This window comes from Bacillus sp. FJAT-49736, from assembly GCF_018343615.1.
GTDB lineage: Bacteria > Bacillota > Bacilli > Bacillales > Bacillaceae_C > Margalitia.
Genome location: NZ_JAGYPI010000003.1, coordinates 373,359 through 398,470 on the forward strand (window position 1 = coordinate 373,359; position 25,112 = coordinate 398,470).

Annotated in this window: 26 protein-coding genes and 3 other annotated features; of the genes, 15 read left to right on the forward strand and 11 right to left on the reverse strand. The window is 37.9% G+C overall.

Annotated features, from left to right (window positions below; translation table 11 throughout):
- Window positions 1-28: 28 nt before the first annotated feature.
- Both serA and KHA87_RS17895 read right to left on the reverse strand, forming a co-directional pair.
- Window positions 29-1,627: a phosphoglycerate dehydrogenase gene (serA, locus tag KHA87_RS17890; RefSeq protein ID WP_213095536.1), complete on the reverse strand. Its 1,599-nt coding sequence runs from the start codon at window positions 1,625-1,627 to the stop codon at window positions 29-31.
- On the reverse strand, window positions 1,620-2,777 hold the full coding sequence (locus KHA87_RS17895; RefSeq protein WP_213095537.1) for a pyridoxal-phosphate-dependent aminotransferase family protein: 1,158 nt from the start codon (window positions 2,775-2,777) through the stop codon (window positions 1,620-1,622). The genes serA and KHA87_RS17895 overlap by 8 nt, the downstream gene beginning before the upstream one ends.
- A gap of 160 nt (window positions 2,778-2,937) precedes the next feature.
- Window positions 2,938-3,148, reverse strand: a binding site (T-box leader).
- Between the two features lie 154 nt (window positions 3,149-3,302).
- On the opposite strand from KHA87_RS17895, the gene KHA87_RS17900 reads away from it, so the two are divergent.
- Both KHA87_RS17900 and KHA87_RS17905 read left to right on the forward strand, forming a co-directional pair.
- Complete coding sequence (locus KHA87_RS17900) at window positions 3,303-3,638, forward strand: PadR family transcriptional regulator (RefSeq protein WP_213095538.1); 336 nt, start codon at window positions 3,303-3,305, stop codon at window positions 3,636-3,638.
- 4 nt (window positions 3,639-3,642) lie between these two features.
- On the forward strand, window positions 3,643-4,164 hold the full coding sequence (locus KHA87_RS17905) for a DUF2812 domain-containing protein (RefSeq protein ID WP_213095539.1): 522 nt from the start codon (window positions 3,643-3,645) through the stop codon (window positions 4,162-4,164).
- Between the two features lie 36 nt (window positions 4,165-4,200).
- On the opposite strand, the gene KHA87_RS17910 is transcribed toward KHA87_RS17905, so the two are convergent.
- The gene (locus tag KHA87_RS17910; protein ID WP_213095540.1) at window positions 4,201-5,358 is read right to left on the reverse strand and encodes an MFS transporter; all 1,158 of its coding nucleotides are present in this window, start codon (window positions 5,356-5,358) and stop codon (window positions 4,201-4,203) included.
- A gap of 158 nt (window positions 5,359-5,516) precedes the next feature.
- Here KHA87_RS17910 and KHA87_RS17915 point away from each other — a divergent pair, with 158 nt between their 5' ends.
- From KHA87_RS17915 to KHA87_RS17925, 3 genes are read left to right on the forward strand one after another with little or no spacing between them, the layout of a single operon-like run.
- Window positions 5,517-6,848 (forward strand): spore germination protein, encoded by a 1,332-nt coding sequence (locus KHA87_RS17915; RefSeq protein ID WP_213095541.1) that lies wholly within the window; start codon window positions 5,517-5,519, stop codon window positions 6,846-6,848.
- A 14-nt stretch (window positions 6,849-6,862) separates the two neighbouring features.
- The gene (locus tag KHA87_RS17920) at window positions 6,863-7,951 is read left to right on the forward strand and encodes a GerAB/ArcD/ProY family transporter (RefSeq protein ID WP_213095542.1); all 1,089 of its coding nucleotides are present in this window, start codon (window positions 6,863-6,865) and stop codon (window positions 7,949-7,951) included.
- Window positions 7,944-9,038, forward strand: coding sequence for a Ger(x)C family spore germination protein (locus KHA87_RS17925; RefSeq protein ID WP_213095543.1), 1,095 nt, complete (start codon window positions 7,944-7,946; stop codon window positions 9,036-9,038). The genes KHA87_RS17920 and KHA87_RS17925 overlap by 8 nt, the downstream gene beginning before the upstream one ends.
- Window positions 9,039-9,110: 72 nt before the next feature.
- Here KHA87_RS17925 and KHA87_RS17930 read toward each other — a convergent pair whose 3' ends face one another.
- The gene (locus tag KHA87_RS17930; RefSeq protein WP_213095544.1) at window positions 9,111-9,773 is read right to left on the reverse strand and encodes a DNA alkylation repair protein; all 663 of its coding nucleotides are present in this window, start codon (window positions 9,771-9,773) and stop codon (window positions 9,111-9,113) included.
- Between the two features lie 571 nt (window positions 9,774-10,344).
- Between KHA87_RS17930 and KHA87_RS17935 the strand changes: the two genes are divergently transcribed.
- Window positions 10,345-10,770: a hypothetical protein gene (locus KHA87_RS17935; RefSeq protein ID WP_213095545.1), complete on the forward strand. Its 426-nt coding sequence runs from the start codon at window positions 10,345-10,347 to the stop codon at window positions 10,768-10,770.
- Window positions 10,771-11,001: 231 nt separating this feature from the next.
- On the opposite strand, the gene KHA87_RS17940 is transcribed toward KHA87_RS17935, so the two are convergent.
- Together KHA87_RS17940 and murB are read right to left on the reverse strand one after the other, a co-directional pair.
- A complete protein-coding gene (locus KHA87_RS17940; RefSeq protein ID WP_213095546.1) occupies window positions 11,002-12,597 on the reverse strand; it encodes an acetolactate synthase large subunit in 1,596 nt (531 codons plus the stop codon).
- Window positions 12,598-12,729: 132 nt separating this feature from the next.
- A complete protein-coding gene (murB, locus tag KHA87_RS17945; RefSeq protein WP_213095547.1) occupies window positions 12,730-13,650 on the reverse strand; it encodes a UDP-N-acetylmuramate dehydrogenase in 921 nt (306 codons plus the stop codon).
- Between the two features lie 302 nt (window positions 13,651-13,952).
- Window positions 13,953-14,213: a binding site (T-box leader), on the forward strand.
- A 156-nt stretch (window positions 14,214-14,369) separates the two neighbouring features.
- Window positions 14,370-14,624 (forward strand) — a binding site (T-box leader).
- 73 nt (window positions 14,625-14,697) lie between these two features.
- On the opposite strand from murB, the gene trpE reads away from it, so the two are divergent.
- From trpE to trpA, 7 genes are read left to right on the forward strand one after another with little or no spacing between them, the layout of a single operon-like run.
- Window positions 14,698-16,092 carry an anthranilate synthase component I gene (trpE, locus tag KHA87_RS17950; RefSeq protein WP_249310571.1) on the forward strand — a complete coding sequence of 465 codons (1,395 nt, stop codon included), beginning with the start codon at window positions 14,698-14,700 and terminating at the stop codon, window positions 16,090-16,092.
- Window positions 16,073-16,669, forward strand: a complete 597-nt coding sequence (locus tag KHA87_RS17955; protein ID WP_213095549.1) for an anthranilate synthase component II — start codon at window positions 16,073-16,075, stop codon at window positions 16,667-16,669. The genes trpE and KHA87_RS17955 overlap by 20 nt, the downstream gene beginning before the upstream one ends.
- A complete protein-coding gene (gene trpD, locus KHA87_RS17960) occupies window positions 16,653-17,678 on the forward strand; it encodes an anthranilate phosphoribosyltransferase (protein ID WP_213095550.1) in 1,026 nt (341 codons plus the stop codon). Before KHA87_RS17955 ends, trpD begins: the two co-directional genes overlap by 17 nt.
- Before the next feature lies 1 nt (window position 17,679).
- Window positions 17,680-18,453 carry an indole-3-glycerol phosphate synthase TrpC gene (trpC, locus tag KHA87_RS17965; RefSeq protein WP_213095551.1) on the forward strand — a complete coding sequence of 258 codons (774 nt, stop codon included), beginning with the start codon at window positions 17,680-17,682 and terminating at the stop codon, window positions 18,451-18,453.
- Window positions 18,454-18,466: 13 nt separating this feature from the next.
- The gene (locus KHA87_RS17970) at window positions 18,467-19,075 is read left to right on the forward strand and encodes a phosphoribosylanthranilate isomerase (RefSeq protein ID WP_213095552.1); all 609 of its coding nucleotides are present in this window, start codon (window positions 18,467-18,469) and stop codon (window positions 19,073-19,075) included.
- Complete coding sequence (gene trpB / locus KHA87_RS17975; RefSeq protein WP_213095553.1) at window positions 19,075-20,271, forward strand: tryptophan synthase subunit beta; 1,197 nt, start codon at window positions 19,075-19,077, stop codon at window positions 20,269-20,271. The genes KHA87_RS17970 and trpB overlap by 1 nt, the downstream gene beginning before the upstream one ends.
- A gap of 1 nt (window position 20,272) precedes the next feature.
- Window positions 20,273-21,070, forward strand: coding sequence for a tryptophan synthase subunit alpha (gene trpA / locus KHA87_RS17980; protein WP_213095554.1), 798 nt, complete (start codon window positions 20,273-20,275; stop codon window positions 21,068-21,070).
- Between the two features lie 39 nt (window positions 21,071-21,109).
- On the opposite strand, the gene KHA87_RS17985 is transcribed toward trpA, so the two are convergent.
- The 4 genes from KHA87_RS17985 to KHA87_RS18000 form a co-directional block, all read right to left on the reverse strand.
- Window positions 21,110-21,370, reverse strand: coding sequence for a hypothetical protein (locus tag KHA87_RS17985; RefSeq protein ID WP_213095555.1), 261 nt, complete (start codon window positions 21,368-21,370; stop codon window positions 21,110-21,112).
- Window positions 21,371-21,381: 11 nt separating this feature from the next.
- On the reverse strand, window positions 21,382-22,656 hold the full coding sequence (locus tag KHA87_RS17990) for a helix-turn-helix transcriptional regulator (RefSeq protein WP_213095556.1): 1,275 nt from the start codon (window positions 22,654-22,656) through the stop codon (window positions 21,382-21,384).
- 493 nt (window positions 22,657-23,149) lie between these two features.
- Window positions 23,150-23,344, reverse strand: coding sequence for a YfhD family protein (locus KHA87_RS17995; protein WP_213095557.1), 195 nt, complete (start codon window positions 23,342-23,344; stop codon window positions 23,150-23,152).
- A 90-nt stretch (window positions 23,345-23,434) separates the two neighbouring features.
- Window positions 23,435-23,554 (reverse strand): YfhE family protein, encoded by a 120-nt coding sequence (locus KHA87_RS18000; protein ID WP_213095558.1) that lies wholly within the window; start codon window positions 23,552-23,554, stop codon window positions 23,435-23,437.
- A gap of 122 nt (window positions 23,555-23,676) precedes the next feature.
- Between KHA87_RS18000 and recX the strand changes: the two genes are divergently transcribed.
- Together recX and KHA87_RS18010 are read left to right on the forward strand one after the other, a co-directional pair.
- Entirely contained in the window at window positions 23,677-24,471 is a 795-nt protein-coding gene (recX, locus tag KHA87_RS18005) for a recombination regulator RecX (RefSeq protein WP_213095599.1), read from the forward strand.
- A 41-nt stretch (window positions 24,472-24,512) separates the two neighbouring features.
- Entirely contained in the window at window positions 24,513-24,836 is a 324-nt protein-coding gene (locus KHA87_RS18010; protein WP_213095559.1) for a YfhH family protein, read from the forward strand.
- A 24-nt stretch (window positions 24,837-24,860) separates the two neighbouring features.
- Here KHA87_RS18010 and KHA87_RS18015 read toward each other — a convergent pair whose 3' ends face one another.
- Window positions 24,861-25,022: a small, acid-soluble spore protein K gene (locus tag KHA87_RS18015; RefSeq protein WP_213095560.1), complete on the reverse strand. Its 162-nt coding sequence runs from the start codon at window positions 25,020-25,022 to the stop codon at window positions 24,861-24,863.
- Between the last annotated feature and the right edge of the window lie 90 nt (window positions 25,023-25,112).

A 25,112-nucleotide genomic window follows, 5' to 3' on the forward strand; every position in this document is an offset into this window, starting at 1 on the left:
GGTGGTGCCTGGCACCACCTTGTCATTTTTAATTATAGCCTGCTGGTAGCTCGAGAATTTGCACATTTTCAATTCCAGTTAACGATTGGAGCTGGGAAGCCACTGGAGCATCAATTTTTTTATCCAGAGTAAGAATCATGATTGCTTCTCCTCCCACAGCAGATCTGCCTACTTGCATCGTTCCGATATTGACAAGGTGATCACCAAGAATGGAGCCAACACGGCCAATCATCCCAGGCATATCAAGGTGTTTAATATATAGCAGATGCTTTTCCGGTTTAACATCTATACGGTAATCATTGATGCTTACGATTCTTGCACCTAATCCATTTAGGATGGTGGTACCGATGGTTAACTTTTCCTTTCCCTTATATAATGATAATTCCATAAAGTTGGAGAATCCTTTATTAGAGGCTTCTTTTTGAATTTTATATATGACTCCCTGTTCCTTTAATAAGTGGAGGGCATTAATGAGATTAACAGAGTCGCTTAAATGATGAGATAAGACGCCTTTTATAATGGAACGAGTAAGCAAATTCGTATCTTCCTCAAGGAGTTCCCCAAAATAAGCAATTTGAATTTTATCTGGTGCTTTATCAAATAATTGAATTGCGATATGTGCCATTTGTTCCCCAATTTGTAAAAATGGCTGCATTCTTCGCTGTAATTCACCGGTAATTTGCGGCATATTCACTGCAGAACGAATGGAATGAGATTCACAAATATTGATAATTTCCGCGCTAACCTCCAGTGCTACCTTTTCCTGTGCCTCCTCTGTTGAGGCACCTAAATGAGGTGTAACAATGACATTAGGATGATTTAATAATTCGAAATTTGCTGGGGGTTCCTGCTCAAATACATCCAGTGCAGCTCCGGCAATAATGCCTGATTGCAATCCCTCAAATAAGGCAGCCTCATCAATAATACCGCCGCGAGCACAGTTAATGACGCGGACGCCTTTTTTCATTTTTTGAATATAGGAGCCATTGACAAGTCCTTTTGTATCTTTGATCAGTGGGGTATGAATGGTAATGAAATCTGAAATCTGTGCAATCTCATCCAAATCCGCCTTTGTAATCCCAAGCTTTTTCGCACGGTCTTCGGTAAGATAGGGATCATACCCTAAAATATTCATTTGAAAACTTTGAGCTCGTTTTGCCACCTCCGTACCGATTTTCCCCATCCCGATGATTCCAAGTGTTTTTTCATATAGCTCAATACCCTGATATTTCTTTCGTTCCCAATTTCCTTTAATAGTAGATTGATGTGCGTGTGGGATTTTCCTGGCTAAGGAGAGGAGCATAGCCAATGTATGTTCTGTTGCAGCAATCGTATTTCCACCAGGGGCATTAATAACTATTACTCCATTTAAGGTCGCAGCCTCTACATCGATGTTATCTACACCTACACCAGCTCGGGCAATAATTCTTAAATGAGGGGCTTTGGAAATCAACTCTTTTGTCACATTTGTTTGACTTCTGACTATGAGAACATCATAGTGTTCGATAATAGCAAAGAGCTTTTCTGGTGGGAGCTGATCATAACGGTCCACATGAAATTTCGGATGTTCATATAATGGCAGTAATCCACTTTCGCTAATGGCGTCTGTTACAAGTACTTTAAACATAATTTCTCCATACCTCCTCGGCTTTTGCGGTTGCTTTCCCAAATAGATTCTCATTCCATTGTTCCGATTGAATGATCTCCAAACCAGTCAGCACTTTTAAAATATCGAATGGTGTGCAATAGCCCATATGACCGATACGAAGAATTTTTCCCTTCAAATGCTTTTGTCCTCCGGCAATGATAATGCCAAACCTATCCTGAAGGGTTTGTTTCATTAATTTAACCGCTTCCTCTGCCGGTTTAATGGATGTCACAGTAGGAGAGGCGATCTCATCGCTGACAAACAACGGAATTTTTATTTCTTTTAGCCCGAGTCGCAGCATGTTTTTCAACAGCTCATGTCTCGAAACGACATTTTCCATTCCTTCTTCCTCTATCAAACTGCATACTTCCTGTGCTCCGGAAATCAAGGAGACCGCTGGTGTAAAAGGGGTTGAGCTTTCTTTATGGTAAGAAGCTAAGTACCTATTCAAATCCAAGTAAAATCTTTTCGTCTGGCAGTTTTTTATCGTCTCTTTAGCTTTTTCGTTTAATGCGATAAACGCTAATCCAGGCGGCAGCATAAGAGCCTTTTGAGAACCCGATACCAATACATCAATCTGCCAAGCTTCCATATCTACCCGAACGGCTCCTATACAGCTGACTCCATCTACTACAAAGAGTGCATTCGATGAATCTTTTGTTATTTGCCCAAGCTCTTTAATTGGATTGATTACCCCTGTTGAAGTTTCACAATAGGTGGCGAATACTGCTTTTACAGGGCATTTGATAGATTTTAAAAAGTCCTGTAATTGATCCGGTCCACACGCTTTCCCCCATTCGATATGTAATCGGTGAACAATGGCACCAAAAGCTTGGCAGATTGAAGCAAATCTTTCTCCAAATGCTCCGGTAATAATAACGACTACATGGTCACCATCCTCCATAATATTGCATGCAGCAGCTTCCAACGCAGATGTGCCGGAACCTGCAACCAATAAAACAGGATCCCTAGAACCAAAGATTGGTTTCAGTCTGTTGGAAACATCCTCTAGCAAATTGGAAAACTCTTTGCTTCGATGTGCAAGCATTGGTCGGTTCATAGCATGCGTCACTCTGTCCGAAATGGGAGTTGGACCGGGAGTGAACAAATATTGCTGTTTAAAAAGCATTCCCATCATCCTTTCCATATGACTTTTACTTAAACTAGTTTGGGCTTGTGGATAAAAAACTTTAAATAAGGATTCATAACAATATACGAGAAGCACCAATGAATATGAGAACAGCCATCAAATAAAATAAAAGCCCCTCCCAATAGACCCTGAGCCTATTAGGAGGGGCGTGGAAAACGCGGTACCACCCTCGTTTTGTTACTTTGCATTCGTAACCTTAAAAATTAACGACATGTAGCCGAACCAGCCTACTTAAATTTTCAGCCAGTCAGTTCAGAAGTGCTCAGCATTAGAAGAAATAGCATCGGTTCACAGCTACCACCGACTCTCTTCAGACAATTTCCTCCTGCAATCTTCATCATAACCATTTTATTTTTTTTAGAATATTCTATCTAAACACTTTAGTTTTGTAAAGAGATAAAATATAAAAAATATTGACATGAAAGTCGAAATGAAATAATATATCGTTAAACGATATATCGCGTAACGAAATAACAACTTCCGATATAGTTGGAGGCTTTCATAATGTTAAATGAAAAGATATTGAAGAAGTACCTTCCGCTTACCCATACTACGTACTATATACTAATTTCCTTAACCTCACCGCTCCACGGTTACGGAATTATGCAAAAGGTGGAGGAGCTAAGTGAAGGAGAGGTTAATTTAGGTCCTGGTACCCTATATGGAGCCTTAAGTAAATTGGAAAAGGATGGTTTAATTAAGAAAATTGCCGAGGAAGAAAAGGAAAGAAGGAAAAGCTACATTTTAACGGAATTAGGAATGGAAATAATCAAGCATGAGTTTGAAAGATTAAAAACATTAGTGAAACGAACACAGCATATTTTTACGAGTGAGGGGTAATACCATGAAGAAACGGGTCTTTAAGCTATTATGGGCATGGCAGGATGATGAGGAGAATAACTGGCTAGAAAGTATGGCTGAGCAAGGCTGGATGCTGGAGAAGTATAATTTATGTGTGTATACCTTTGTAAAAACCGAGCCAAAGAAGGTTATTTATAAAACAGATTATAAATCAACGAATAACAAAGATTTACCGGAATATATTACATTATTTGAGGATGCTGGCTGGGAGCATGTGACACAGTATATCGGATGGCACTATTTTAGAGCCGAGACGGATACGGCCAAGACAACAGAAATTTATTCAGACTCAAGCTCTAAAATTGAAATGTATAAAAAGCTTTTCATGACCATATTTTTTCCGCTTTTAGGAATTATTTTAATTGCGCTTTCCATCATCTTTAATCCAAGCTATGCCCATATAAAATTAATGATTGTTCTCAAGATAGTGTATGTCATCTTAATTTGTTTATTAACCTTTGCTGTTATCAATATATTATTAAAAATGAAAAGGTTGAGAGAATAATAAGTAAAAGGGAGATCATCCAATATGATCTCCCTTTTACATTGCTTGTGCGATTTTCTTTTGGTGTACATGCATATAAGCTGCAATGAAAATACATGGTAAAGCGAATAGGGACATTCCTCCAAATGCTAATCCTGGAGAGTGGCTATACAGGAAACCGCCGAGGTATGTAAAGATACCAACGATTAACCCCATGCCAATAGAAGTATATACAGCTTGTGCAGCCGGAATATCCTGCTGCCGCAATTCTTCGTTTATTAATCGAATAAGCGTATAATGCGTCAGACCAAAGGTAAGAGAATGCAATAGCTGCATAGCAATAAAAACGATTGCAGATGGAAAAATGAATATCACTAACCAGCGTACTACTGATCCGATTCCAGCAATAATGAACATGATAGGAATAGATGTTTTTTGAAAAAATCGATCAGCAACAGAAAAAAATATTATTTCCGCTATAACAGCAATATTTAGAATAAATCCAATATAAAAGTTATCCACATGGAGATCTTGTAAATAAAGAAAGCCATAATTGTTATAAGAAGCATGTGCTCCTTGTAACAGAATTGCGATAACTAATCCTAACAGAAATCTTTTTGATTGGAACAGTCCTTTATAGGAGGAACCTTTTTCCCCGCCAATCTTATTATTAATCGATGGCGGCGATTTCAAATTGGTCGTTACCATCATTAGTAACATACCAAAAGCCATGATATAAAAAATAGCCTGATTTTTATAAATGGATGTAATGATTCCAACCACAATAAGTGCTACTGTGTAGCCGATGGATCCCCAGCGCCTGCTCTTTCCATAATGTATCCCGTCGGCTTTTACCATCATCGTTCCCGTGCTTTCCATTAACGGAAGAATGAGTGGATATAAAATAGTGAAAAAAACCATAATTGCCGTAAGAATATTTACGGAAGTAAAAGGTAAGAACAAAAATAGAAGTATGGCTGAAATAATCGGAAATATTTTTAACAGAAAAGCAATGGATTTATGTCGGCAAAAAGCCGGAAAAACAAGTAGTGTAGAAATGGATCTAGAAATAAAACCAGCTCCAATGACTGCACTCGCAGCTTGAACCGTTAATCCCTTGCTATCTACCAGCCACCCGGTCCAATACGGCATAAATACTCCCCATGTAAAGAAAAAGGCAAAATAGTTGAGCGATAACCATGTTTGATTTTTCATACTAACTCCCCTCAAGCTAAGCGTGCTGTCTTAATATCAACATAATAACACACATATTTTTTTTACAATATGAATAGTTGATCATTCTAGCGTATAATTTCCTCTTCATAGATAAAGATACATAGATAGTATGTCTTTAACTAAAGGTGACCGATCCAATGACAAAATCTACTTTTGAGTATTTAAAATTACAGCTTAATGGAAGTGCTGATGCAAAAATCCAGCCGTTAAAGAAGAGTAATGAGCAGATTTATTTAATATATATGAAGAGCTTATGTGACGGGGATAAAATCCAACAATTACTCGTGAAGCCCTTTTTTGAAATGCATGCAACAGAAGAATATTCTTATTACCTGCAGTCATTGGCCGATTTTAAGGAATTTAAGGATAATGATGGGGCATTACAGGATATTTTTCATGGTGCTGTTGCTGTATTTTTGCCGGAACAAGTCATTATATTAGATTTAAAATTACAAACAAATAAAGAGGTTCTAGATGCAAGTGTTGAAACGACCATTCATGGACCGCAGAAGGCTTTGAGTGAAAATCTGGAGGTGAATCTTAACTTAATCCGCCAAAGGTATCATTCTAGTACATTAATTACAGAGTTTATGGGAGAAATAGGATATAAAAGTAAAGTACAGCTCGCCCTTTTATATGATGAATCATTAATAAAAAAGGAAGTCCTGGATGAAATACGGAAAAAAATAAAGGAATTGGATAAAGCAGTAATCCAAACTGCTGGACAACTTTTGAGAAATTTCACCAAAAGAAAAACCCTCTTCCCCACTTATCTAATTACAGAACGCCCAGACCGGATAGCTTATAATCTCGCACTAGGGAAATTTGTTATCGTTTTGCAAGGTACTCCTTTCGTGTTAATTGGACCGGCTGTTTTTTATGATTTTCTAAGCTCAATGGAAGATCTTTATATGCCTTTTTGGATTGCAAAGTTTCTAGTAATGATTCGCTATATCGGATTATTTATCAGCACCTTACTTCCGGCAGTCTATGTCGGAGTAACATCCTATAATCCTGAATTATTTCGGATACAGCTCGCGTTAACGATAGCTGGAAGCCGGGCAACGGTACCTTTTCCATCCTATCTAGAAGTATTATTTATGCTATTGATGATGGAGTTATTAGTGGAGGCAAGTATTAGGCTGCCAAAAGCAATTGGACCGACTGCTACAACCGTTGGTGGTTTAATATTGGGGACAGCAGCAACGGAAGCGGGATTAGTTTCAAGCATTATGATTATTATTGTTTCTGCAGTTGCTATTTCCAACTTTGTTATTCCAATAAATGAAATGGGCTTTGCGATGAGAAACGTGAAGTATGTGCTTCTTTTTTTGGCGTCGATTAGCGGCCTCATCGGTGTGGTTGTAGGCTTAATCGGACTCGTTTTCTTCCTTGTAAATATCAACAGTCTTGGTGAACCATATTTGAAATTATTTTATAGTGAACAAACGAGAAAAAGGCAAGTATAAAGGAAGGCATGTCCATGAATCGATTTTTTTATTATTTGATTATCGTAAATATGATTACGAATGTATTAACATTCATTCCTCGGATTTTGTTGAATGAGCGTTTAACGGGAGGACTGCTTGCCATTCCAATAGGAACGATCGTTGGTATGGGACTAATGTATTTTTTTATTAAGCAAATTTCAAAATTCCCCGGAATGGGCTTGCCGGAAATTTTGGAGAAATACCTTCCAAAATGGTTTAAAAATATCTATATTTTTTTTAATGGATTTATGTGGTTTTATGCTGGCATATTTACATTGCTTTCATTAATTACCATAACAAAGGTGTTTATTAGTCCTGATATGTCTGGTTTTCTTATTACCGGAATGTTTTTGCTATTATTATGTTTTTATATATTAATGCCTTCTAAGAAAGTTTTATATGCAACGGAACTGATTATTATATTAAATACACCATTTATATTACTAATATTAATAAAAGCTATTTTTAATGAATATTTTAGCTGGGACGCTGTACGCATTTTTTTAACTCATTATCGTGAATTACCTTCTTGGTCGGCTATCTCAGCTGCTACCTTTATTTACTTTGGATTTGCAAATCTAATTATTTTCAATCGTGAGTTTCAAAAAATCAACTTAAAATGGCTATGGTTAATAATACTATTTGGATTACAGGTTCTACTCGTTACTACGTTTGGTCCGATAGGATTTCATGGTGCCGTTAGGGGAGTGGAAGCGTATGTGTTTCCGTGGGTCAGTACTGCTGATTCCATGAGGATGGAGCTTGGATTTGTAGAGAGAGTTCTGTTTATTTTTTTGCTACTGCATTTAAATATTTCGCTTGTCAGCATTTTAATTCATTGGCATGTTAGTTTACAGCTATTTAAAAGTATTTTTCCAAAATTCAAAGTGAAAGGGAAAAATATTATAAGCTATGTAATTTCCGCTTTCTTTGCAATTATGACATTTATCATTGATGCTTTAACATCGGAAAATAATCATTTCGATATTATGAAAACATGGATAAATGGCTTAATCCCTGCTGCACTTTTCATGAATATTGTTCTGCTATGGACCATTCGGAGGAAGAAAAAATATGAATAGAAAATGGTTGCTATTGCTGGTAATAGTTTTCGTGATTTTTATTGGTGGCTGTGGCTTTAAAGATATTGATAAAAGATTTTTTGTAGTATCGATTGGAGTCGATAAGGGGGCAACGAAAAGATATAAAGTATCGGTTGAACTGGTGCTGCCGAGTGGAGATCCGAAAGCACCCGGAGACAGTACTATTTTTTCCGAGGAGGGTGATTCTGTCGCTGAAGCTATTGGTATTATTAAAGCTAATGCAGACAAAGAGCTTGATTTTGGTCATATGAAGGTCATTATTATTGGTAATGAAGTAGCCAAGCAGAATCTGTTTACAACACTTGATTGGTTTTCACGGAGGCGAGATATCCAAGAAATTGCCTGGGTAAGTTTATCGGATTCTACTGCGAGGGAAATTTTGGAATATCACCCAAAAGGGGAGTATATACCGAGCAACAATCTATTATTGCTATTTGGAAATGAAGGCACTGAAACTCCATATATTATTTCAGAGTATCTTTTCAGCTTTTGGAGAGATTTAGTGGAACCGGGAATAGATCCAGTTCTGCCTATTATAAAATATATAAAAGAGGAAAATACATTAGAAATACAGAGAAGCGGTGTAATTCGGAATAAACGATTATCCCTTATTTTAGATAACGATGATACTATGCTATTGAATTTATTTGTGAAGCAAAAGGTAAAATCCGAAATAAATGTAAAATCGAAGAAGTATGATTTCACTATTGCTTCCAGTAAAGCGAAGGTGAAGTATAAAATAAGAACGAACCATCAGGATTCACCAATTATCGATATAATGGTGTCACTTAAAGGGAATCTAGAGGAAAAGCATAGAGAACATCAGAAGGTAAATTTAAATGAATATGAAAAAATAACGAATCAGCATTATAAGAAAAAATTCGAAAGTCTTCTAAAAAAATTGCAAAAGGCAAAAGTAGACCCAATTGGCTTTGGTCAGCGATATGAAGCGACTCATATCGGGGCTGAGGATGTGAAAATTAAAAAATGGCAGAAATTATATCCGAAAGCAAAATTCCGTGTAAAAGTAACGACGAAAATTGATGGGACAGGCATTATTAAATAAGGCTGGCTGCATTCGTACATATTTGTTGCTGCTGGCATTTCGTGGCCACTTTTCTGTGCCTGTCCAATTTATCTATATATATTTACTGCCTTCTCTGACAGTGAGCTTTGGTAATGAATGAGAGTGAATAAAGTCTCTTACAGATTCAGGATTTGTTTTTGAATACTCCCTTAAAGCCCATCCCATAGCCTTTTGTATGAAAAATTCTTTACTATCTGCATTCAATAGGCAATAACGATAGAGAAGGTCTGGGTTTGTATTTGCTTTATATTTTAATTGAAATAATATCGCCGTTCTTCGCAGCCAAATATTGTCGGAAGTCACCCATTTATCCATAAATTCCTCGATAACGCTGGTGTCCCGGCGGGCAATCTCTCCAATTAGATGGGGAGCAATCGTATCCACGGTGTCCCACCATGAGTTCGTTGTAATAAGTTCTTCAAAAAAGGGAACCATACCAAGCTGAAAGGTTTTCGCATATTTTTGACAGTAGGACAAAGCGGCATAGTGGTATTCACGTTCCTCCTGTCTCCAAAGATCTTCAACAAAATCCTTTGAAAAGGGCTTTTTCGCAATATCTGTCTCTTTGAAAAAATCTTTGAGAATTTCCTTTCGTTTAGGTGTTTTAATTCCGAGAAATGCAAAATGGTTTTTCATATATTTTTCCATTGAAATGGCTTGTTCCGGGTTTGCGTGCTGTTGAAACTTTTCTAATAGGATTTTAGTTTCTCGCATAATAGAACTCCTTTAAATGGATTAGATAGTCAAATTCCAAGAGGACTTTAGTAGATTTTATCATATTAAATATACAAATGATGATAATACTGCACTACCAGACTTGTAATTGAATTAAAAAAATGGGTCGGTGCAGTCACGAAAGAGGAGGTAATGTGCCCGAGAAGGGAGAAAAAGGTACGGATCGGTAACCAAAGAGGGGTATTGGTGACCGTGAAGGTAGAAAAAGGTACGGATCGGTAACCAAAGAGGGAGTTTGGTGACCCTGAAGGGAGAAAAAGGTACGGATCGGTAACCAAAGAGATAGTTTGGTGGCCGTGAAGGTAGAAAAAGGTGCCGATCGGTCACCAAAGAGGGGTATTGGTGCCCGTGAAGGGAGAAAAAGGTACGGATCGGTAACCAAAGAGGGGTATTGGTGCCCGAGAAGGTAGAAAAAGGTACGGATCGGTAACCAAAGAGGGAGTTTGGTGACCCTGAAGGGAGAAAAAGGTACGGATCGGTAACCAAAGAGATAGTTTGGTGCCCGTGAAGGTAGAAAAAGGTGCGGATCGGTAACCAAAGGGGAGGATTGATGCCCGAGAAGGGAGAAAAAGGTACAAATCGGTCACGAAAGAGGGAGTTTGGTGCCCGAGAAGGTAGAAAAAGGTGCGGATCGGTAACCAAAGAGGGAGTTTGGTGCCCGAGAAGGGAGAAAAAGGTACAGAGCGGTCACGAAAGAGGGAGTTTGGTGCCCGAGAAGGGAGAAAAAGGTACAGAGCGGTCACGAAAGAGGGAGTTTGGTGCCCGAGAAGGGAGAAAAAGGTACAAATCGGTCACGAAAGAGGGAGTTTGGTGCCCGAGAAGGGAGAAAAAGGTGCGGATCGGTAACCAAAGAGGGGCATTGGTGCCCGAGAAGAGAGAAAAAGGTGCGGAGCGATCACCAAAGCGGGGTATTGGTGCCCGTGAAGAGAGAAAAAGGTGCGTATCGGTAACCAAAGAGGGGTATTGGTGCCCGTGAAGAGAGAAAAAGGTGCGGAGCGGTAACCAAAGAGACGGAATGGAGACCGTAAAGTAAAATAGAGTCAGAGCGGTACCAAAATAGAGGATTAGAAACCAAAAAATACTGTTGAAGCCGCTTAATAGAAAGGCTCTCATGAATAACTCATGAATAAAAACTCCAAAAAGTGTCCATAAGAAGATCTCTCAAACCGACATCACATGCAAGGGAACCGTATAAAGCACCTTTACTCTAGCTGGATAACGGTACTTCTATTAGTGTAATTCCGTCAGCAGACTGTAAAGCTGTTGAAAGTGCCTTAAAGAACTCATCTAGCTTTCTTACACGAAGTCCATTAATTCCAAAGCTATTCGCAAATTCAACAAAATCAGGATTTTGAAACCGTACACCATAACTATCCCCGAATTTTTTATCCATCGTATCTTCTTCTATTTTGAAAACCGCATCGTTCAAGACAATAACAATAAAGGAAAGTCCAAGCCGCTTAGCGGTTTCTAATTCCGCTGCATTCGTTATAAATCCGCCATCTCCTGTTAAGCAAATTACTGGATGATTCGGACATGCTAATTTCGCACCAATTGCACCTGGAAGAGATATTCCGATGGATGCTAAACCATTAGAGATAATCAGTCTATTCGGTTTTTTCGGTTGAAGGGTGCGTGCAACCGAAATTTTATGGGCACCAACATCTGATATAATAATCGTTTCATCTGTAGCTGCCATTTGTATTACATGCAGTATATTTTCGATGGTAGGAGATAAGGAAGCATGGATAGTATGATTCCAAGTTATATTATAAGCTTGTTCTATATGCATTTTAAGATTTCCAGACGGTTGCCACTCTTTTAATGGTAAATCGTAGGCTTGAAAGCATTTCAATGTTTCTTTAATATTTCCAACCAATTCTAGTTGAGTAGGATAAAATTCATCTATCTCGGCTGGTTGGCTATCAATATGAAGTATGGGAGTCTTTTTTCTGTTCCATGCTTTTGGCAGTCTTTCATTGGAATCAAGCCCAATAACAATGAGAAGATCCGCTTCCTGGATTCCTGGTAAAACTTCATCCTTTTCCATAAAACCAAAAGTAAACAAATTTTGAGAGTGTTCTTTTGGTAAGATTCCTTTTGCCGTAAAACTATGTGCTACAGGTGCTTGTAATGCTTCGATAAAGGTTTGAAATTCAAGTAATGCATGACTTCGAATCACACCATTTCCAACTAGGATAAAAGGCTTCGTTGATTGTTGAATAATGGTGATGGCAGAAAGGATGGTTTCATTATTTGGAATGCTGATTGGCTCAGCAGTAACAGGAAGTTTTACTGGTGGTATTGTTGAAATGGCTAGGTCTTCAGGTAATTCAATGGCAACTGCACCCGGCTTTTCCAGTTTGGAGATTCGAAAGGCTTTTCGAATAATTTCAGGAATGGTGGAAGCCTCCTTAACTTGAATTGCCCATTTCGTTATTGGTTCCATTAGCTTTATTACTTCGATGTATTGATGTGAATGCTTATGCTGTCTTGATAATTCTGCTTGACCGGTAATGGCAACCACGGGAGAATGGTCAAGAGTGGCGCTTGCTATACCAGTTAATAAATTTGTGGCTCCTGGCCCAAGTGTTGCTAAGCAGACGCCTGTCTTTCCTGAAAGTCTTCCATACACATCTGCCATAAATGCCGCGCCTTGCTCATGTCGGACGGTAATATACTGTATTTGCTCCGAACGAGACAATGAATCTGCCAAATCTAATGTTTCATTACCAACTATTCCAAATATAAAATCTACACCTTCATTTTCTAAGCATTGCACCAAAACATCTGTAGCTTTCATATGGCTGCCCCCAAATTATTTTGATATCGCTTAGTTTTTGACTTTTTTTGAAAAATTATTAGGAGGTTATTATCAATAAAAAAGAGGACTTTCCAAAAAAATAGAAAACCCTCTTTTAAAAAAACTACAGTATTATTCTAGATCTTCCCCAATAATCCTCACTTCACGCTCTAATTCCACACCGAATTTCTCTTTTACGGTTTTTTGTACAAATTGAATAAGGGAGATATATTCGGTGGCAGTAGCATTATCTATGTTTACGATGAAACCTGCATGCTTAGTAGAAACCTCAGCGCCGCCAATGCGTTTGCCTTGAAGATCACTATCCTGAATAAGTTTGCCCGCAAAATAGCCAGGCGGTCTCTTGAAGACACTCCCACAAGACGGATATTCCAATGGCTGTTTAGATTCGCGTTTAAAGGTTAAATCATCCATAATTGCTTTTATTTCCTCGTAGTTTCCCGGTTCTAGATGAAAGGTTGCCTCCATTACAATATCGCCGTTTGTAGAAATATTACTTGTACGATATCCAAGTTCTAAATCAGCAGCAGTTCTTTTTTGAATATCCCCATTTCGGTCAATAACAATCGCATGGTCCAATACATCTTTTATTTCCCCGCCATATGCGCCTGCATTCATAAAGAGGGCTCCACCGACTGTCCCAGGAATCCCGCATGCAAACTCAAGACCAGTCAATCTGGAATCTAAAGCTTTTCGGGAAGCAGCGATAATAGCGGCACCACTTTCTGCAATTAACTTATTTCCGTCCACTTTAATAGAATGAAAATGATTCAATAGAATGACGATACCGCGAATACCGCCGTCCTTAACAATTAAATTGGAGCCGTTGCCAAGTAAAGTGAAAGGAATCTTTTCTTGGTTGGACAATTTAATAATATTTTGCAATTCTTCGTACGTAGAAGGTGTCACAAGGAAATCTGCTTTTCCTCCGAGCCTCGTATAAGTATGATTCTTTAAGTATTCATCCACTAATATGTTTTCTTTATCCATTATCGTTAACAGTTTATTATATATTTGCTGTGAATCCATCATGTTCATCATTCCTTTGGCGTAATTTTCTAACGTTCTCTCTATATATAAATGAAGATATTTTTTAACCCCTTAAACAAGGATTATAACAGTTTTTCCTCTTAATTTTTAGTCTTTAGCCCAGAAATTCAACATACCTTAATATTATATCAGCTAACCCAACATATTGTGCCACTTAATGCGGTGACTCACAATGGGAGCCATGTGCCCAATTTTATAAAAAAAATGGAGGCGCGATATTTTCCTCTTGACATTCGATTGGAGCCGTATTAGTATAGTTAAAAGTTAATTAAAAAAACTGAAAACTTCTAGCGTTGAGGAAGAAGAGTAATCTATATAGACACTAAAGAGAGCTGGTGGTTGGTGGGAACCAGTGTGAAAGTATAGATGAATGGGCTTCTGAGCTTCCAAACCGAAACTTTACTTTGAAGCAGTAGGCTTTGGCGAAAGTCTCGTCGTTATAAGAGACGGATATTAAGACCTGATAGACAGATCTTGATATTGTCAAAGTGAGCTGTTTTATTTCAGCTAATAAAGGTGGTACCACGGGTCCTCTCGTCCTTTTTGGATGGGAGGACCCTTTTGTTATTTCCAAATTGTTTTCGGCATATGGTTCTAGGTCTCGATATTGACTAGGTTTCGAGGCATCTTTTCCTACAGATGATAATGAATATTTAACCAAAGTAAGGATTGCTTAAAGATTTCAAAGAAAAATAAATATAGCCAACTCTATGATTAAGAGGAGTATGTTTTTCCAAAATCGTTGCAGAGAGCCGGTGATGGTGTGAATCCGGTACGAGGGGAGAAACAGAATGGACTTAAGAGAGGTTTCCTGAAAGAAAGTAGGGAAACACGGAATTCCACCGTTAAAAGGATAGGGTATCGGAAAGGATAAGCTTTTTTCCCGTACTCGAAAAGCGGAAGGAGCATGTTCTTCTTCAATACGAGGTGGCACCGCGGTATTCATCGTCCTCTATAAACTCGACAAGGGTAGTAATCCATGTCAGGTTTATGGAGGACTTTTTTTATTTAAAAAAGGAGGGAACAGATTTGAATCAAATCTTTAAAATTTCAACATTTAACGGTGATACCCTAACTCCAATCGTTATTTTCAATCGTCTGAAAGGAAAAAAGAAATTCTTGCTGGAAAGCTCTCTCCATCATGATGAAAAAGGAAGGTACTCCTTTATTGGAATGAATCCTTATTTTGAATTTCAAGCATTAAATAATCAAATAACGCTTCATACAAAAGAACAAATAATACAAGAACAAGGAATACCTTTGGAAATCTTAAAAGACTATCTACCTCATTTAGATGTAAACCTGCCATTTCCCTTTTATGGTGGTGGAATTGGTTTTATTGGCTATGATGCTATCCGGCAATACGAAAATATAGGCGAGATTCTACATGACAAACTCCAAATGCCAGATATCCATCTAATGTTTTTTCAGGATGTGATTATATTCGATCACGTATCACAAAACATATCGATTGTTTTATTAAATTTAAATCAACAAAGAACGGAAGCGGAGCTGGAAAATACAACAAAGCAATGGAAGGAAGCCATATTTTCAGCTGAGAAGGAGCTTCCAACCGTGCGGGCAGCAGATATAATATTTACCCCAATAAAGACAAAAGAAGATTTCTTGAAAATCGTGCAAGAGGCGAAGCAGTATATCCAAGAAGGAGATATTTTTCAGGTCGTATTATCCCAGCAATTAGAAGGGGAAGTAAGTGTTGATCCATTTCATTTCTATCGAAAGCTGCGGAACGCTAATCCCTCGCCCTATATGTTTTACATCGATTTTGAGGATTATATTATTTTAGGAGCCTCACCGGAAAGCTTGGTGCAAACAAAAGGAAAAGAGCTGACGACGAATCCCATTGCTGGCACAAAACCTCGAGGGAAGAACAAAGAAGAAGATCTTCAGCGGGAACAGGAGCTATTAACGGATGAAAAGGAACTAGCAGAACATAAAATGCTCCTTGATTTAAGCAGGAACGATGCAGGAAAAGTGTGTGAAGCGGGAAGTATCACGCTTTCGAGATGGATGGAAATCGAACGGTACCAGCATATTATGCACATCGTTTCAGAAGTAAAAGGACGGTTGAAATCAAATCTCACAGGGATAGACGCTCTGATTGCATGCCTTCCAGCGGGGACCGTTTCAGGGGCTCCAAAGATTCGAGCGATGCAAATTATTAATGATTTGGAGAAAAGAAAACGCGGCGTATATGGCGGAGCGGTCGGTTATATCAATGTGAACGGTGATATTGATTTCGCATTAGCCATTCGATCTCTCGTGATAAAAGAAGCAAAGGCCTACTTACAAACTGGCGCAGGAATTGTCTATGATTCTGTGCCGGAAATAGAGTATGAGGAAACGATGAATAAGGCAAAGGCACTTAGGGAGGTAAATAACAATGATCTTGTTAATCGATAATTATGATTCCTTTACCTATAACCTTTATCAATACATTTTGGAACTGGGAGAAGAAATTCAAGTAGTGAGGAATGATCGAATAACCCTTCCGGAAATCAAAATACTGGAGCCAGATGCCCTTATTTTATCTCCAGGTCCAGGAAAGCCGGATACAGCAGGTATCTCTATCGATTTGATAAAAGCGTATTATAAAAAGTTGCCAATCCTAGGGATATGTCTTGGTCATCAGGCAATTGGCTCCGCTTTCGGAGCAGAAATCGTGCAGGCATCGAAGATAATGCATGGAAAGACATCCATGATTTTGCACTCCGGCAAAGGCATATTTGAATATTTGTCTCAACCACTTGAGGTCATGCGCTATCACTCTCTTGTGATTAAGGAGGATAGCCTGCCTTTAGAGCTTGAGGTAGTGGCAAAGTCCATGGATGATAACGAGGTAATGGGATTAAAGCATATTCAATATCCGCTTTTTGGACTACAATTTCATCCTGAATCTATTGGAACGAAAATTGGGAAAGAAATAATCAAGAAATTTATCCATATAGTTAGGGGGCAACGAAATGAAATTGTATCTTGAAAAGATAATGGAGCACGAAAATCTAACATTTGAAGAGATGACAATGGCTGCGAACCAACTGTTTTCCCCGGAAATTTCTGATTCGGAAATGGGTGCTTTTCTGGCAGCATTGAAACTTAAAGGGGAAACAGCGGAGGAAATTGCAGGCTTAGTGGAGGTGATAAGGGGAAAGTCTCTGCAAATGGACTTGCCATTTTCGTCCATTATGGATAATTGCGGCACTGGTGGTGACGGCTCTGGAAGCTTTAATATTAGCACGACATCTGCATTTGTGATTGCCGGTGCAGGAATGAAAATTGCAAAGCACGGGAATCGCAGTGTATCCAGTAAAACAGGTAGTGCGGATGTTCTAGAGCATCTAGGAGTTTCTTTAAATCTTGATCGCCATCAAATTGCCGACATTCTTGATAAAAACGGCATCGCATTTCTTTTTGCCCCTAACGTTCACCCACATATTAAAAGAATTATGAAGGTGCGTAGGGATTTGAAAATTCCAACTATCTTCAATTTAATCGGACCGTTGACGAATCCTGCACCACTGGACACCCAACTTCTCGGAATATATCGCAGAGATATGCTGCAAATGATGGCAGATGTATTAAAGCAGCTAGGACGAAAAAGAGCCCTGGTGATCAATGGTGCAGGGTATATGGACGAAGCTTCTCTCTCTGGTGAAAACCATCTCGTACTTTTAAATGAAGGAAGCATAACAAGATTTGTCTTAACACCGGATGATGTCGGAATGCCACACTATGAAAAGGAAGCAATTCGCGGCGGTGATTCAAGGGAAAATGCAGATATTCTTGTGCGGGTTTTAAAAGGGGAGGAAGGTGCTTATCGCGATACGGTGCTATTAAACGCAGGATTAGGGATATTTGCAAGTGGAGTAGCCGGAACAATAAAAGAAGGAATTGCATTAGCCAAACAGAGCATCGATTCAGGAGCTGCAATGGAGAAACTAAATTACTTAGTGGAATATAGTAAGCATTCTACCAAAGAGGTGATATAATATGTCCTTTTTAACCAATATTTTAATGGAAAAAGAAAAAGAGGTTGCTTTACTGAAGAAAAACTATCAACTAAGGAAAATGGATCATTTTCACAGTATCTCCATGTATAACACATTCATAAAATCCTCCACTATGAATATCATCGCAGAGATAAAAAGGGCATCTCCTTCGAAAGGAGCTATTAATACAAAAATTAATCCTCAAGAACAAGCTATGGCATATGAAAAATACGGAGCAGGAGTCATTTCAGTGCTTACAGATTCCACCTTTTTTAAAGGTTCTATGAGTGATTTAGCTGCTGTAAGGCAAGTAGTGGAGCTGCCGATACTATGCAAGGACTTCATTATAGATGAATCACAAATAGATCGTGCCAAGGATTACGGGGCAAATGTTGTTCTTCTAATTGCAGCCGCCCTGCCGAAACAAAGGTTTTTTGAGTTGTATGAATATGCTTGCTTACTGAATTTGGAGGTGTTAGCAGAGGTCCATAATGAAAAGGAAATGATAAATGTTTTAGAGCTTGGGGCAAAAATGATAGGGATAAATAATCGCGACTTAAAAACATTTACGGTTGATCTACAGGTGACAGAGAAATTAGCGAAATTAGTGGATAGAGAAGAAATTCTTCTTATCAGTGAAAGCGGTATTCGGGGCAGGATGGATGTTCAAAGAATGAAGGATGCGGGTGTAAGAGGAATATTAGTAGGCGAAACATTCATGCGTTCTCAAGACTTAAAGGAATCGTTTAACAGCCTCAAAATTCCAATTGAATAGGGGGATGGTTGCTTTGGCAGTTAAAATTTGCGGAATAAAAACATTTGCTGCAGCAAAGGCAGCCGCGGATTCAGGTGCGGATTTTATCGGATTTGTGTTTGCTGACAGTAAAAGAAGAATTTCACCAGAACATGCAAAAGAAATTGTAAACAAGATGCCTGGTCATATAAAAATCGCTGGGGTATTTGTTAACGAAGAAAAATCCGTGATCCAGGATATTGCTGATTATGTTGGACTTCACTATATCCAGCTTCATGGGAAGGAATCGCCGGAGTTTACAAGAAACCTGGTATATCCAACCATAAAAGGCTTCTCTATTCATAGTTTTGAAAAAATAAAAGAATACGATTGTGATTATTACTTAGTTGATAGCCCAAATGCAGGGAGTGGAAGGAAGTTTGATTGGAACACTCTTGAAAACGTTGATTTTCCAAAGGAAAGGCTTATCTTGGCGGGAGGTTTATCGGCAGAGAATGTTCGGAAGGCAATCTTTACCGTTAAGCCTGCGGTTGTAGATGTTTCCAGTGGTGTAGAAACCTTGGATGAAAAAGACCCGAAGAAAATAAAAGAGTTTATCCAAAATGCACAATATGGATTTCGCGAAATAAAGGAGAGAGGATAATGACGACCAAAATGTATCCAAATGAAAAAGGACGCTATGGTGAATTTGGCGGGAGATTTGTACCGGAAACACTAATGACAGCAATACTTGCTTTAGAACAGTCATATCAGGAAGCTAAGCAAGATCAAACTTTTTTGCAAGAGTTAGAATACTATCTTTCCCAATATGTCGGAAGGGAAACGCCTCTTTATTATGCAGAGAATTTCTCGAAGAAATTAGGAGGACCTAAAATCTATTTAAAAAGAGAGGACCTTAATCATACAGGTGCCCATAAGATTAATAATGCTATCGGTCAAGCGCTGCTAACGAAAAGAATGGGGAAGAGAAAGGTCGTAGCAGAAACAGGAGCCGGGCAGCATGGTGTGGCAACGGCTACAGCATGTGCTTTGCTCGGACTAGAATGTATTGTCTTTATGGGTGCGGAGGATATTCGTAGGCAAAAGCTAAATGTATTTCGAATGGAATTGTTGGGAGCGAAAGTTGTCAGTGTGAATCAAGGCAGCAGCACGTTGAAGGATGCGGTTAATGAAGCGTTCCGGTACTGGGTAAGTAATGTGGAGGATACTCATTATATTATTGGATCTGTAGTTGGTCCACACCCATTTCCGCAAATAGTACGTGATTTTCAAAGTGTGATTGGATTGGAAACAAAGAAACAAATAATAGAGCAAACAGGGAAGCTTCCGAATGCAATAGTAGCCTGTGTTGGCGGAGGCAGCAATTCAATGGGGATGTTTTACCCATTTGTCAAAGATGCAGATGTGAAACTATTTGGTGTAGAGGCTGGTGGGGAAGGGATTGATACAGGAAAGCATGCAGCTGCTTTAACAAATGGAACGCGAGGAATTTTACATGGGACGATGACGTACTTACTCCAGGATGGGAACGGACAAGTAAAGGAGGCACATTCTATTTCAGCCGGATTAGATTATCCAGGAGTTGGTCCGGAGCATAGCTATTTAAAGGAGATAGGCCGTGTAACATACACCTCTATTACAGATAGCGAGGCAATAGAGGCATTTCAACTTTTAACAGTAACGGAAGGAATTATTCCAGCATTGGAGAGCTCCCATGCGATTGCATATGGGATGAAGCTGGCACAATCAATGTCTAGGGAAGAAACTTTGGTTATTTGTCTGTCAGGAAGAGGAGACAAAGACGTGGAAACCATTAAAGGTTTATTGGGGGTAGAGTAAAGTGGGAAAAAAGAAATTAGCCCATGCTTTTGCGAGGAAACTTTCACTTGGAGAGAGGATATTTATCCCTTACATCATGGCGGGTGATGGGGGTATAGAAAGATTAGCGGATAGAATTAAACTATTGGAAAGGATGGGAGCGACGGCCATTGAGCTTGGTATTCCATTTTCAGATCCGGTTGCAGATGGACCGACTATTCAGGAGGCTGGAATCCGTGCATTGAAGCATGGAGTATCGTTAGAATCTGTTCTAGTAGAATTAAAAAGATTAAAAGATACCTTTCATATTCCGATTATTATCATGACATATTTAAATCCTGTTTTTGCCTATGGAGTAAAACCGTTTGCGGAGGATTGCAGAGAGGCAGGAGTGTTCGGTGTGATTATACCTGATTTGCCGTTGGAAGAGGAGGAGCTTATTTCAGAGGCATTAAGCAAGGTGGAAATCGCATTCATTAGACTTGTATCCATAACCAGTACGGAAGAGAGGAAAATGGAAATTGCCAAAAGGACAGAAGGTTTTCTTTACGCTGTCACTGTGACAGGTATTACAGGTGCAAGGGATTCCTATCAAAATGATATCGGAAAGTACCTAACATCTCTTAAAGAGATATCGAAAGTACCAGTTTTGGCCGGATTTGGCGTATCTACTTGTGAGCATGTAAAAGAATTTAGTCAATATTGTGATGGTGTAGTAGTAGGAAGCAAGATTATTAATCTAATAGAAGAAAATAATGAGGAAGCTATTCTAGAGCTAATCAATGCTTCCAAAAGCAGTCTCATATATAGAGGGAAATAAAAAAAGAACACATTGGCTTGTCCAATGTGTTCTTTCCTTTTACCCTAACACTTTCATATGGAAATATGGTCCTGCGTTAATAGGTGGGAAGTGTTCTCCCTCAGCAACAACCTTGGAATTATAATAAGGTCCAGCATTGATAGGCGGGAAATGTTCGCCTTCAGCAACTTTTGTGTCGAAAAAGGTTTTACCGGCATTGATAGGCGGAAAATGTTCCCCTACAGCTAACAGATTTCCTTTTGCTCCTAATGATAAAGAAATTGCTAAAATACAACCAACTAATGCCTTTTTCAAATTCATACAAATTCCTCCTAAAAATTAATAATTTTTTCATATGCTGAATTTGCAATAGCAAAAGATGTAGCGGCTGATTTGTACTCATTTCTTTGTTGATAGTAATCACCAAGCGTTTTTGCCAATAAGACAACTCTTTGATATCTATTGTTTGATTCAAAATACGGAATTGCCTCTTCTAAAATAAAGGATTCGAATCCTGAAGGATAATCATTCACAATATATTGATAAAACTTCAATTCAATCATCTGTTCTCTATACGCATCCACAAATTGTTCATTGGAACGCAGTAAATCTAAGCCCTCATTCAACCATTTTTCTACCTGTTCCTTAAAACCAATCTTATAATATTCTTTAATAATATTGATGATAGTATTTATTTTATCTTCAATTATAAGTAATTCACTATGATCGAAGCTCTTTAAATAATGGCTGATCGCCTCATCGGATTTTCCTTGTTCTGCATATAAATAACCTAAATTATTTTCGACTTTGACGATAATATCTTTATAGTTTAATGAAACGGCAAGCTGCTTTGCATAGTTATAATGCTTCTCGGCTTCCTTGTAATCTTGCATTCTACGATACACTACACCTAGCAATAAATGACAATCTGTACAACGTCTCATATGATAGCTTTGTTGGAAAAGTGCCAGCGCTTCTTCCATGTGAAAGATACAAAGTGTATTTTTATTAAGTCTTCCTAATGTAAGACCGTACATATAAAAAAGGTCAGCCTTTTCAAGGTTATAATGTTCTTTTACAGAAATTAAATAGTTTTTTGCATCTTTAAAGAAAGGCTCTGCTTCTATAAATCGACCTTTGAGGTAGAAATAATTACCACGGTATTTCTGATAAGAAAACTTTAATGTATCTGGCATATCGTTTTGTAGTGGAATTAAAAATTCCATCATTTCTAGGGCTTTTTCTAGTTCATTAAATAGAAGGTAATAGCGAATTAAATAAATATTGTAAGTCAAAACAACGAAGATATCTGTGCTATCAGTAATTCTTTCTTCAATTTTTTGAAAGGACAGCTCGGAATTCTCTTTGTCATTCATTAATAAATGCTGATTCCATTCATCAAATAGTTGTTCGAGATCTTTATTCTGATAGGTCATAAATGGAATCTCTAGTTTTTCGCAAATTTGACTTAATAATTCAATGGGCGGAGTGTGGTCATTGTTTTCAATGGATGTAAGGTAAGGTACAGTAGTTATATCCTGTGCTAGTTTTTCTATTGAGATTTTTTTCTTCATACGATAATAGCGAATACGAGTTCCAATGCTCATAATATTGACTCCTAAACTTTACTATATTTACATTATAACCCTAATATTATAAAAAATGGAATAATTCTTTTGTCCTAAAATATAGAAATTTGAAAATTTTTAGGTTAGCATAATTCTGAGGAAGACAGTATTTTACAAATTTTTGCAAAAAGGTTGAAATTCCATTTGGAATTTTCAGTATCGTTTTGTTTTATTATGAAAGATTATGTCTTATTCTTCAACTAGTTTTTTGCTATTTGTACCATATTTCCCAAATTTACCTCTGCTATTTTTTGTCCACATTTTTATCCACATAAAGTGGTAAATAAAATAAGAACTATTTCATGTTATCTACAAAAAATACAAGTTATCAACAGGATATTATCCACAGATTATTCACATGCAAAGATTAGAATTTATAATAAATTAAATAGGTTATTCACAATTTATGCGAGAGATGTGAATAACTTTTTGTTTATAAAAATAGAGCAGAGAGGAATCTCTCTGCTCCGATTTATTTTTTACTGGCTTTCATCTTTACTCGCTGATTGGCAGCATTAGCACGAGCTTGAGCTTCCAAATCAGCTTGATCTGCTAATTCTTGTGAGAACTCTACATCTCTGCCATCCGTTTTCATATTTTTTGGTACTTGAGGAAGCGTGCTTTTATTTTTATCACGTGTTTTGTGACTGTTATGCATTCTACCCATCATAATATCCCCTTTCACTATATGGGAGTTACGGATTAACCCGCTCAAGGATAGAATGTGCATTGCCACTATATTTCAAACAGGAATTTTTTACTTCTGCTTTTCCTCAAATCCTCCGGCACGGTCTGCTTTTTTAAACTCTCTTTGATATGTAATTGCCTGCATACTGGAAAGATTACTTCTCGTTTTTATTTTCTTATCTTTCGGCATTTTTTACCATCCTTTCAAGAATTAGATTCTTTATTATTATTTCCTTAATTTAGGTAAAAATACTGTGAGGAAAGTAGGAAAGTGATAAAATAAGGGAAAGAAAAATGAAAGTTGCGATGAAGATGCCAATTATTACGAAAATAACCGTACAAAAAAATCTTTCCGACCGATATAATATATACCTCGATGAAAAATATGCTTTTAGCGTTGATGAGGAAGTCTTAACGAGGTTTCAATTAAAGAAGGGGAAAGAACTATCTGAATTAGATTTAACGGAAATCGGGTACGAAGATGAAATCAGAAAAGGGGTAAACAGTGCCATCCAATACCTTTCTTACCGAATGAGATCGGAAAAAGAAGTGGTGGACCATTTGAGGAAAAAGGAGTTTACGGAAGAAATCATTAAAGAGGCCATTCATAAATTGTACAAGTTACAATACTTAAATGATTTGGAATTTGCGATTGCGTATGTACGTACTCAAATGAACACAACAAACAAAGGACCAGAGGTTATCAAATTAGAATTAAAAAATAAAGGGATTCATAAAGAAATGATAGAAACGGCCCTTTTAGAATTAAAGGAAGATCACGTATTGAGTTCTGCAATAGCACTTGTGGAGAAAACTATCAAACAAAACAAGAGCTTGCCTGAAAAGATAATACTTCAAAAAATGGAACAAGCTTTATTAAGAAAAGGCTTTTCAAGAGAAATTATTCATCAGGCTATGGATGGAATCAAAATCGAGCAGGATGAAGAAGTGGAACGTGAAATCTTGTATAATCATTGGCTTAAGGCACATAAGAAATATCAGCATCTAAATGGTTATGAATATGAGCAGAAAATAAAGCAATTTTTATATCGTAAAGGATTTTCACTCGATCAGATTGAAGGATTTTTAAGGGAAATCGAGTTATAATGTACTTAGCGTGAGAAAGCTTAAGGTGGTATGAAGGAAACATGGAAACGGAAAAAAGATACAGCACGTTGACAGAATACGAATTAAAACAAGAAATTGCCCAATTAACAGAAAAGGCAAGGAAAGCAGAGCAGCTTGGAATAGTGAATGAATATGCAGTTTTAGAACGGAAAATTACGATGGCAAAAGCATATTTGCTTAATCCAAAGGATTTTTCATCTGGTGAAGTGTATCAAATAGAAGGGGATCCAGGTGTCTATTTTAAAATTGATTATATAAATGGTGTATTTGCCTGGGGATATCGGATGAGCGGCGGCAAGGAGCAGGAAGCACTGCCTATTTCACTCCTCAAGCCATTAAAATAAAGAGCCAACTGGCTCTTTATTTTTTTAGGAATCTGATTTGCGATCACCGGATGCATGCATACGCTCTTGGGGATGAGTATTTATCGAACCATCGGCACGTGTTGATGCGAATTCAGCTTTTGCTCTTGGTTCACCCTCGAATTTATTATCATGACCATATGGAAAACCTTTCGCCTTATTACGCATAAAGTTCCTCCTATATGTTAGTCCAATACGTGAATCAATTTGTCCACGTATTTATAGTATAACTATCTTGATGGAACATATGAGAAAGAA